Origin of the sequence: uncultured Thiodictyon sp., assembly GCA_903837595.1 — a bacterium.
Classification (GTDB): domain Bacteria; phylum Pseudomonadota; class Gammaproteobacteria; order Chromatiales; family Chromatiaceae; genus Thiodictyon.
Genome location: CAILVI010000521.1, coordinates 57,709 through 67,756 on the forward strand (window position 1 = coordinate 57,709; position 10,048 = coordinate 67,756).

Annotated in this window: 7 protein-coding genes; 5 read left to right on the top strand and 2 right to left on the bottom strand. The window is 64.8% G+C overall.

All coding sequences use genetic code 11. The features are described 5' to 3' along the window. The first annotated feature begins 13 nt into the window (after positions 1-13). Entirely contained in the window at positions 14-1,561 is a 1,548-nt protein-coding gene (locus QZY44_RS31765) for an HD domain-containing phosphohydrolase (protein ID WP_295457028.1), read from the top strand. A 94-nt stretch (positions 1,562-1,655) separates the two neighbouring features. Here the strand turns inward: QZY44_RS31765 and QZY44_RS31770 are convergent, their stop codons facing one another. Further along, positions 1,656-4,151 carry an FtsX-like permease family protein gene (locus tag QZY44_RS31770; RefSeq protein WP_295457030.1) on the bottom strand — a complete coding sequence of 832 codons (2,496 nt, stop codon included), beginning with the start codon at positions 4,149-4,151 and terminating at the stop codon, positions 1,656-1,658. Continuing rightward, on the bottom strand, positions 4,148-4,837 hold the full coding sequence (locus tag QZY44_RS31775; RefSeq protein ID WP_295457031.1) for an ATP-binding cassette domain-containing protein: 690 nt from the start codon (positions 4,835-4,837) through the stop codon (positions 4,148-4,150). Before QZY44_RS31775 ends, QZY44_RS31770 begins: the two co-directional genes overlap by 4 nt. On the opposite strand from QZY44_RS31775, the gene QZY44_RS31780 reads away from it, so the two are divergent. The 4 genes from QZY44_RS31780 (at position 4,836) to QZY44_RS31795 (ending at position 9,931) form a co-directional block, all read left to right on the top strand. After that, positions 4,836-5,474 carry an arylesterase gene (locus tag QZY44_RS31780; protein WP_295457032.1) on the top strand — a complete coding sequence of 213 codons (639 nt, stop codon included), beginning with the start codon at positions 4,836-4,838 and terminating at the stop codon, positions 5,472-5,474. The genes QZY44_RS31775 and QZY44_RS31780 overlap by 2 nt on opposite strands. A gap of 144 nt (positions 5,475-5,618) precedes the next feature. Next, positions 5,619-6,746 carry an FAD-dependent oxidoreductase gene (locus tag QZY44_RS31785; RefSeq protein ID WP_295457034.1) on the top strand — a complete coding sequence of 376 codons (1,128 nt, stop codon included), beginning with the start codon at positions 5,619-5,621 and terminating at the stop codon, positions 6,744-6,746. Between the two features lie 285 nt (positions 6,747-7,031). Continuing rightward, a complete protein-coding gene (locus QZY44_RS31790; protein ID WP_295457036.1) occupies positions 7,032-8,360 on the top strand; it encodes a hypothetical protein in 1,329 nt (442 codons plus the stop codon). 266 nt (positions 8,361-8,626) lie between these two features. Next, positions 8,627-9,931, top strand: coding sequence for a magnesium and cobalt transport protein CorA (locus tag QZY44_RS31795; protein WP_295457038.1), 1,305 nt, complete (start codon positions 8,627-8,629; stop codon positions 9,929-9,931). Positions 9,932-10,048 lie beyond the last annotated feature (117 nt).

Sequence of the window (10,048 nt, forward strand, 5' to 3'; positions counted from 1 at the left end):
TTTGGAGGTCGCCATGAGTGAATTGCCATGCGATAGTCGAGCCATCATTGATAGGTCGCTGCGATTTTCTGAAACACGCTACCGCCGCCTGTTTGAATCGGCGCAAGACGGTATCCTGATCCTCAATGCCGAAACCTCGGAGATCGAGGATGCCAATCCCTTCTTGATCAACATCATCGGCTATTCGCACGAAGAGCTGGTGGGGCGGACGCTGTGGGATATTGGTGCCTTCAGAGACACCAAGCTAAATAAGGAGGCGTTCATTGAGCTGCAAACCAATCGCTATATCCGCTACAGTGACCTGCCGTTGGAGAGGAAAGACGGGCAGCTCATTTTCGTCGAGTTTATCAGCAATGTGTATGACTGCGATGGTGTCGACGTTATTCAGTGCAATATCCGTGATAATTCCAAGCGGCATTTCTTGGAAGTCGATTTACTGGCCACCACGCGGACGCTCAAATTCTTGAGCCAAAGCAACGTCGCGTTGCTGCGCTCCACGACTGAAACCATCCTGCTCGACGAATATTGCCGAATCGCGGTGGAAACCGGCGGCTACCTGATGGCCTGGGTGGGGCTGGCGGACAGCGGGCCGGAGAGCCGCATCCAACCGATCGCCCGCTATGGGCGCGATGACGGCTATCTGGCGTCAGGCCAATTCACCTGGGCGGACACCGGGCCCGGTGATGGTCCCACGGGCCGCGCCATCCGCACCGGTGAGGTCCAGTTCTGCGCTGATATTGATACCGATCCGACCATGTTGCCATGGCGGACCGCGGCCTTGCAGCGCGGCTACCGGTCGAGCATCGCCGTGCCGTTTCGGCTGCCAAATGGGACAGTCGCTTGCTTGAACCTCTACAGTGCCAGTCGCGATGCCTGGTCGGCTCCGGAACGCCAGCTATTACAGGAGGTGGCGGCCGACATCAGCTTCGGCATCAAGACCCTGCGCACTGAAATCGAAAAGGTACAGTATCAGCTCCATTTGCGGGACAGCCTGGAGCAAACCATCCAGGTCATTGCCGACACCATCGACCAGCGCGACCCCTACACCGCAGGCCATCAGCGGCGGGTGGCCAATCTCAGCTCCGCCATTGCGTTGGAACTGGGGTTGGCCCCTGGGGTCATTCACGGCCTGCATCTGGCGGCGACGATCCATGATCTCGGTAAGATCGGCATCCCGAGTGAAATACTGGTGAAGCCCCGGCGTCTGAGTGACAACGAATTTAACCTGATCAAAGAGCATGTGACGATCGGCTTCAATATACTCAAAGGCATCAGCTTTCCATGGCCTATTGCCAAGATCATTCAGCAGCATCACGAACGCCTGGATGGATCGGGCTATCCGTTGGGACTGACGCGGGATGCGCTGTTGCTGGAGTCCAGGATTCTCGCCGTTGCCGACGTGGTTGAGGCTATGGCCTCGCCGCGCCCCTATCGGATGGCATTGGGTATTGAGGCGGCATTGAGCGAGATTATGGCGCACCGTGGTACCGCGTTCGATGCGGCGGTGGTGGATGCCTGCCTGCGACTCTTTCACGAACAGGGATACACGATTGAGGATTAGCGGCCTGTCGCCGTGTCAAGGATGTAGGTGCGACTTAAGTCGCACCTACACTTGGCGGTCTGCGAATCGTTGGAAATCGCCTGGCGCTGATTCCTCACCCCGCCTGCCGCAAGGTCTGCAAGGGCGGCCGGATCAGCAGCGGATAGGTGGCGAGCGTCCCGGCCAGGCCGATGAGTAGCCCCGAGCCCAGTACCCCGGTGAGCCAGAGCCCCGGGTTGAAGCCGAATTGCAGCCCAAACAGCCGCTCGGCCAGCAGCCACCCGGTCAGCTCCGCAAAGATGGACGCGAGCAGTCCGGCGAGCAGCCCGGTGGCGGTGAACTCCACCGCCAGGCTGCCGAGCAGCGCCCGGCGCCCGGCGCCCAGGGTGCGCAGGATGCCGTGCTCGGTGCGCCGCTCCGCTAGGCTCGCCTGGATACCGGCGAACATCACCAGCACGCCGGCGGCCAGGGTGAAGAGGAACACGTATTCCACCGCGAGCACCCCGCGGTCGACCACCGCGCGTACCTGTTTGAGCAGCGCGTCGACGTTGAGCAGGGTGACGCTCGGGAAGCGCCGCACCAGCTCCGGGATCATGGCCTCCCGCTCGTGCGGCAGGTGGATGCTGGTGATATAGGTGGCGGACTCTGCGCCCAGCAGTGCGGGTGGCGAGACGACGAAGAAATTGACGTTGAAGCTGTCCCAGCGGACCTCCCGCAGGCTGGTCACCGGGGCGGTGACCTCATGGCCGGAGACGAAGAAGGTCAGCCGGTCGCCCAGTTTGATGTTCAAGGTCTCGGCCAGTCCCTTTTCGACCGAGAACGCCGGCTCGGTCGTGCCGGCGGGCCACCACTGACCGGCGGTGATGCGGTTGTCGGTCTGGGGCCGGTCGGCGAAGCTCAGGTTGAACTCGCGTGCGGCCAGGCCCTCGGCGCGCGGGTTCTGGTAGTCCGAGGGCTTGACCAGCCGGTCATTGATGCGGACCAGGCGCCCGCGGATCATCGGGAACAGGTCCGGCTGGGCGATCCCCTGTGCGCGCAGGAAGGCGCGCAGGGGCTCCACCTCCTGCGGCTGGATGTTGATCAGGAAGTGGTTGGGGGTGCCCGGGGGCAGACCCGCCTGCCAGGTCTTCAGCAGATCCACCCGCACCACCGCCAGCAGCAGCAGGGCCAGGATGCCGAGCCCGAAGCCGGCGATCTGCAGCACCGCGAAGGTCGGTCGCCGGGTCAGGGCCGCCAACCCCAGCCGCCAGACCCCGCGGGTGCGCCCGGCGAGCCCGCGCGCCAGCCGTACCAGCGCGAGCACCGACACCACCAGGGTGCCGACGGTGAGTGCCACGCCGCCCAAGAGCTTCCAGGCCAGGTCCGGGTCGCGCGCCTGCCACAGGATCAGCAGGGCCAGCGCGGCCACCGCCCCCAGTACCGCCACGGTGGCGGAGGCGCGCGGTGTCCCCAGGTCGCGGCGCAGGGCGCGCAGGGGCGACACCTGCGTCAGTTGCAGCAAGGGTGGCACGGCGAAGCCGAGCAGCGCAATCATCCCGGTCGCCACCCCCACCAGCGCCGGCCGCCAGGAGGCCGGCGGCAGGTTCGCCCCGAACCAATCGGCCAGGGTCGCCACCAGTCCGAGCTGCCCCAGCCAGCCGAAGAGGCAGCCCACCAGGCTGGCGCCCAGTCCAAACAGGGCCAGGCGCAGCACGAAGACCCGCATCAGCAGGTGTCGCGGCGCCCCCAGGCAGCGCATGATGGCCACTGCGTCGATCTGCCGCTCCACCAGCCGCCGGCTGGCTAGCGCGATTGCGCTGCCGGCCACCAGCAGCGTCACCAGGGTTGCCAGGTGCAGGAAGCGCGAGGCGCGGTTCAGCGCGGACTCGAACTCGGGGCGCGCGGTGCGCCCGTCCACCAGCGTCAGGTTGACCGGCAGGCGGGATTTGAGCCAAGTGGAATAGGCGTCCACCGCGCCGATGTCACCCGCCAGCAGCAGCCGATGTTTGACCCGGCTGGCCGGGCCGACCAGGCCGGTCGCCGGCAGGTCCGCCGCATTCAGCAGCACCCGCGGGGCGAGTTGGAAGACGTTCCCGCCGCGGTCCGGCTCATAGCTCAGGATGGCACCGATGCGCAGCCGCGACTCGCCCAGGCCGACTTCCTCACCGATCTGCGCTCCCAGCAGCCGCAGCAGACGCGCCTCCACCCAGACCTGTCCGGGTGGTGGCCCCTGTTCCACGGTCCGCTCTTCCGCGCTGAATCCGTCGTGCACCCGCAGCCGGCCGCGTAGCGGATAGGGTGCCTCGGCGGCCTTCACCTGGACCAATTGCGGGCCCTCGCGGCCCATGACCACGCTGGGAAATTCCTGCGTGCGGGCACGGACGAGCCCTCTGCGGGTTGCCTCCTCCAGATAGTCCGCGGGGGCCGGCGAGGAACCATCGACGGCCAGATCAGCGGCGATCAACTCTCCGCCCTGACGGATCATGCCCGTCTCGATCCGGTCAGTGAAGAAGCCGACTGCGGTAATCGCCGCCACCGTCAGGATCAGGGCCGCGCCCAGCAGATAGAGCTCGCCGCTGCGCCAGTCCTGACGCAGCAAACGCCGGGTGATTCGCCACGTCGAGGGGGTCATGCCATCGCCTCCAGCGCCCCGTCGTGCATCCGCAGTCGCCGGTCGCAGCGCTCTGCCAGGCGCGCATCATGGGTGACCAGTACCAGGGCGGCGCCGGACTCGGCGCGCAGGTCGAGCAGCAGGTCGATGATGTGCTCGCCGGTCGCCTCATCCAGGTTGCCGGTCGGCTCGTCCGCAAACAGGACTGCCGGGCGCGGGGCATAGGCGCGGGCAATCGCCACCCGTTGCTGCTCGCCGCCGGAGAGCTGGCGCGGGTAGTGACCGGCGCGCGGCGTCAGTCCCACTCGCTCCAGGGCCTCGTCCGCCCGGCTTGCCGCGTCCTCGTTGCCGGTCAGTTCCAGCGGTAGCAAGACGTTTTCCAGGGCGGTGAGGGTAGGCAATAGTTGGAAACTCTGGAACACGAAGCCGACCCGCCCGGCGCGCAGCTCCGCCCGGCCGTCCTCATTGAGCCCGCGCAGTTGCTGACCGCAGAGCCAGACTTCGCCGCAGCTGGCGCTATCGAGTCCGGCCAGGAGTCCGAGCAGGGTCGATTTGCCGGAGCCGGAGGCGCCGAGGATGGCCACCGCCTCGCCGGCCTGGACCTGGAGGTCGAGCCCCTCCAGAATGGTCAAGGTACCGCTCGGACCGGTAACATGTTTGCCCAACCCCTGGGCACTGGCTACGACTGCGACCGGATTGACTGTCATGATGCGCCTGATGTGGATTGCCTTGTTGACCTTGAGCGCGGCGCTGCCGCTCCCCGCCTGTGCGCAGGCGCCGGTGATTCTCGTCCTGGGGGACAGCCTGAGTGCCGCCTATGGGATCGCCTTGCAGGACGGCTGGGTCGCCCTGCTCCAAGGGCGGCTGAATGAACGCGGCCTGGACTTTCGGGTGGTCAATGCCGGCATCTCCGGGGACACCACCATGGGGGGCCTGACCCGCCTGCCGGAACTCCTGCAACGCCACCGCCCGGCGATCCTGCTCATCGAGCTCGGCGCCAATGACGGATTGCGCGGCCTGCCCACCCCGCTGATCCGCGATAACCTGGCCGCGATGGTCCGGCTGGGGCAGGCCGCCGGCAGCCAGGTCCTGCTCCTCGGCATCCAGATGCCGCCCAACTACGGTGCGGCTTACAACCGGGTCTTTCAAGTCGTGTTCCAGGACGTGGCGCGGGGCGCCGGTGTGCCGCTGGTGCCCTTTCTGCTCGCCGGGGTGGCCGAGGACCCCGACCTGATGCAGGCCGACGGTCTGCATCCGGCCGCCGCCGCCCAGCCGCGTATCCTGGACAACGTCTGGCCGGTGCTGGAACCGCAGCTCGCGACGGCCAAGCCGCCGCGCGACTGACCCAGCCGCTGCGCGATCAACCAGGCCGCCGCGAGAGCGCGATTCGTGCGGGATCGCGCGCCCGGGATGGCGCTACAATCCACCGCGTCGGTCCCGGCGGCCGACCCCGCCTGTCCGTCCCGCCTGTCCGCCTCGGAGGCCCCCATGCATCGCATCACCATCGTCGGCTCGGGCTTCGGTGCCCTGACCGCTGTCAAGCAACTGCGCGCGTCTGGCCTGAGTGCCGACCTGACGGTCGTCAGTCCCCGGGCTGAGTTTGTGTACCACCCCGGTCTGATCTGGGTCCCGAGCGGACGGCGCACCGGGGAGGACCTGCGCATCGACCTGAAGCGCTTCTTCAAGCGCCAGCAGGTCACACACGTCGCGGCCGAGGTCACCGGGCTCACCAACGGCGGCCGGACCCTGGAGACCAGCGTCGGTTCCATCAACAACGACGGCCTGGTCATCGCCAGCGGCGGGCGCTTCATCACGAAGCTCCCCGGGATCGCACACGCCATCACCCCTTGCGAGGGCATTGCCGCCGCGCAGGCCATCCGCGACCGGGTGCGGGCCATGGACGGCGGCACCATCGCCATGGGCTTCGCCGGCAATCCCAATGAGCCCAGTTCGATGCGCGGCGGGCCCATTTTCGAGTTCCTGTTCGGCATGGACACGCAACTGCGCCAGGAAGGGCGGCGCGAGCGCTTCAAGCTCGTCTTCTTCACCCCAGCCGAGCGTCCCGGCAATCGCCTGGGACCCAAGGCCGTGGACCGCCTGCTCCAGGAGATGGCCCGGCGCGGCATCGAGACGCATCTGGGCCACAAGCTCAAGGGTTTCAGCGAGCGGCAGGTCACCACCGAGGCGGGGGCCTTCGACGCGGACCTGATCATTTTCATGCCCGGCATGACCGGCAACGCCTGGTTCGACGCGACCGACCTGCCGCGCTCCCCCGGCGGCCTGCTCCAGGCCGATGCACAGTGCCGGGTGCCGGGCTTCGCGCGGGTCTATGTGGCCGGCGATGCGGGCAGCTTCCCGGGTCCGGACTGGATGCCTAAGCAGGGCCACATGGCGGACCTCCAGGCGCGCGCCGCCGCCCGCAACCTGGTCGCCGAGTTGCAGGGTCAGACGCCCGCTGCGACCTTTCGGGTGGAACTGCTCTGTATCGTCGATGCCAATGACAGCGGCATGCTGGTCGGGCGCACGCGGAAGTTTAATATCGTGTTGCCGTCATTGCGCCTCTTCCATTGGCTCAAGCGCGCATTCGAATGGTGGTATTTGCGGAAGTATCGGTAGTCGACGTCAGGGGGGACGCTGCCGGTGCCGCGAGTCCACCCTCTGGGGCGCCGATGGTCGTACCACGCGTTCGCGGTGCGCCAGCCCAGCGTACCCCCGCGTGAATGGGGGCCCAAGTGAGGTGAGGCGATGGCAGTGGCGGTAGTGCAATCCAGGATGATGGCGGCGGTCGGCGGACTCATCACGATACTGGGTTTGTACGTCCTGGTGGCGTATCTGAGCCCCGGGTATGACGACGAATTCTATAATATCGGTCTGGTGGAATACGCACCCTCAGTCGGTGCGTTGCTGGATGCCGTCAGGCGTGTTGATATTCACCCACCGGGCCAGTATTTGGCCAATCTGGTCCTGTTCCGGGTGTTTGGCGACTGGTCTGTGGTGCGCGCGTTTAACGCGGCGCTGGCGGCGCTCTCGATTTGGGGTCTGTGGTTGATGGTGCAACGTCAGGCGTCGTGGCGCGTCAGTGCCTTTGCCTATTTCGCCATTTGCCTTAACCCGGCCAGCCTGTTGTGGGCCAGCGGCCTGCGATGGTACGCCTATTTTCTCCCGTTGATCAATCTTGCGGCAATACTCCTGATCGCCAATCCGCGCGCGCCGTTGCGCTTCTGGGGGGCATTTTTCCTGCTTGCCGCGGCCCTCTTCTTTTTCGGGTACGCGGCACTGCTGTTGGTGCCGCCAGCCTTCCTGGTTGCCTTGTATCAAAGGCGATCACAGCTGCGGGATGAGGCCCTCATTATTCTTGTGAGTGGTAGTCTCACCCTGTTGCTGTGTGCGCCGCAATTGTTCGTATTACTTACCGAGCAACTTCCCCGCGGCGGCGCGCAGATCGCCGGCTGGAGCGGTGCAACCCAGGGTCTTGGGCTCTATCTGATGAGTAACCAGGGGGCGCTGCCGGTTGCATTTTTCGGGATCATGCTGATCCTGTGCAACGGCCTGCTGCTGGGCCACGCGGCGCTCAACTGGCGCAGGCTGCGCGGCGGAGCCGTGACGTCGCTGTTTGTGTTGGGCAGCCTGGCACTCTATGCTGCCCGATTGACCGGAAAGGGTCGTAATCTGGTGACCTTGGCTTCCCTGCAAGGCGTCTTTCAGGTCGAGTTGTTTCGCCTTGTCAAGCATCGCGTCCTGGTAGTGATATTATTCATCACGCTGGCGATTGGCAATCTCGGGGGGGTGGCGAATGTCATCAACCATCACGATACCGTGAAAGGGAGTTGGAATACGCCCTATGCGCAGGTGCTCGCTGCAATTGCGCAGTTCGCTGCTGAACAAGCCTGTCCGACGCTGCAGGTGATGACCCATGACCCGGTATTCGATTACTATCTTCGCCGCCAGGGCTACGCCGTGTTCATCATTTCCGCCCGGCGCCGGACGATCGATCCCGGCGTGACGTACGGCTGTCGCGTGGCGCTGTTGACCTTTCGCGGGGGGCTGCCGCCGGCGCTCAACCAACGCTACCTGGAGGTCATCGCGCGGCTGCCGTATGCCTGCGGTTTCAAGCAGTTCGGTTTCGACCGCTTTGCGCCGTTCAAGCGGCGTTTCGATCCGGAGGTGCCGGACTATTATGTTGGGGTGGCCTATTTTTGCCAGCCACCGCGCGCCGGACCTGGTGCTTGAGGTGTCCGGCCAGCGCCTGGGCCGGCATCTGAATACATTCTATGGTATTTCTTCGCTGGCTTGGTGCTTTGGTGAGCGGAAATTCCGGATTTTGTTGCATCATTGTTGCACTATGTCGGCCGGCGCCGTTCGTTACCATGGCGCAACCACGACCCCGCGCCTGGCAATCGGGCGAGCGGGTTCGGCGTGTACGCGCCGTTGCATCCACTTCGGACTCCGCCAGCGCGACCAACCGATGACACGATAGCTAAAGTAGGATCAGAGCGATGTCCCGGGAAAGAATGATTGAGCTGCTCAAGAAGCAACGGCTGGTGGAAGACCTGGTCCATGGTCAGCACCAGCCGCGGCAGGCACTGGTGGAAACCATTGTACAACGTCAACACCTGGGTGAGCTGCACAATTTATTGAGCCAATTGCCGGCCGGTGAGATCGCTGCGGCCCTGGAATCGCTGCCCGCCGAGGAGGTTGCACGCCTTTGGATTGAGGTGGCCCCGGAGCGCCAAAGCGACATTCTCTGGGAGGTCTCGGACCGCCTGGCGGAACAGTTGGTGGGGACCGAGGAGCCCGAATTCTCCGAGAGCCAGATGACTGCCTATGAGTTGGTGGAGGGGCGCTTGCGGCAGGTCGGCATCCATCGGCGGCAGGACCTGGCGGACTTGCGTACCATCTGGATCGATCTGCTGAATGCCACCAAGGCCGAGCGCACCGCGGTCGGGAAGCACTATGGCCTGCTGCTGCCGGACCCGGGTGAGGCGACAGACCTGGAGGTGAGCTCGCGGTTCCAGGTCGATGAAGAGCAGGCCATCCATCTGCACTCCAATTTCCTGCTCGACCGCGAGGGCGATGCGCGCAGCGTGCCGGTCGTCTTCATTCTTCATCAGGGCATTTTGTTCTCAGTGCGCAATGAGGAACTCCCGGTCTTTCGCCTGCTGCGCCGCCGCGCCAGTACCCAGCCGGACTATGTGGCCGACGCCAAAGATGTGCTGCTCGATCTGTATGCCACGGATGTGGAATATTCGGCCGATTCATTGGAAGATATCTATGCCACGCTCGGCAAGGTCGGGCGCCAGGTGTTAAGCAAGAACTTGAGTGATAATGAAGCGGCCAGCATTCTGGCCGACATTGCCGAAGAGGAGGACCTCAACGGGCGCATCCGGGGCAATATTCTGGACACCCAACGGGCGCTGTCGTTCCTGATGCGGTGCAAGATCCTGTTGCCGCCTCAGTTGGATGAGATCAGACAGATTCTACGCGACATCGACTCACTCAACAGTCACACGGCCTTTCTTTTCGACAAGATCAATTTTCTGATGGATGCCACGATCGGCGTGATCAACATCAACCAGAATAAGCGGTTGAGCAAGATGACTGTATTTGGTGTGGTATTCATGCCGCTGAATATCCTGGCGGGGATCGGCGGTATGTCCGAGTTTTCGATGATGACTGCCGGGATTCCATGGCCATTGGCCTATGGTGGCTTTATCGCGGCGATGGGGCTGCTGGGCTGGCTCACCTATACCGCGGTGCGGTATTTTGAAAATCGCAAGGGCGACGCGCAGGCCGCTGCCTGACCGACGCGCCGCGGCCGGGGGCTCCTACGCCGTAGGAGCGGCACCGCGGCCGCGACGCGCCCCTCACTGCGCCGTAAAGACCGTCGACAGGTCGGTGACTGCCGCGTCACGTCGGCC

Coding starts and splice junctions, on each gene's coding strand:
- QZY44_RS31765 (WP_295457028.1), top strand. CDS start 14: ATGAGTGAATTGCCATGCGATAGTCGAGCCATCATTGATAGGTCGCTG.
- QZY44_RS31780 (WP_295457032.1), top strand. CDS start 4,836: ATGATGCGCCTGATGTGGATTGCCTTGTTGACCTTGAGCGCGGCGCTG.
- QZY44_RS31775 (WP_295457031.1), bottom strand. CDS start 4,837: ATGACAGTCAATCCGGTCGCAGTCGTAGCCAGTGCCCAGGGGTTGGGC.
- QZY44_RS31795 (WP_295457038.1), top strand. CDS start 8,627: ATGTCCCGGGAAAGAATGATTGAGCTGCTCAAGAAGCAACGGCTGGTG.
- QZY44_RS31785 (WP_295457034.1), top strand. CDS start 5,619: ATGCATCGCATCACCATCGTCGGCTCGGGCTTCGGTGCCCTGACCGCT.
- QZY44_RS31770 (WP_295457030.1), bottom strand. CDS start 4,151: ATGACCCCCTCGACGTGGCGAATCACCCGGCGTTTGCTGCGTCAGGAC.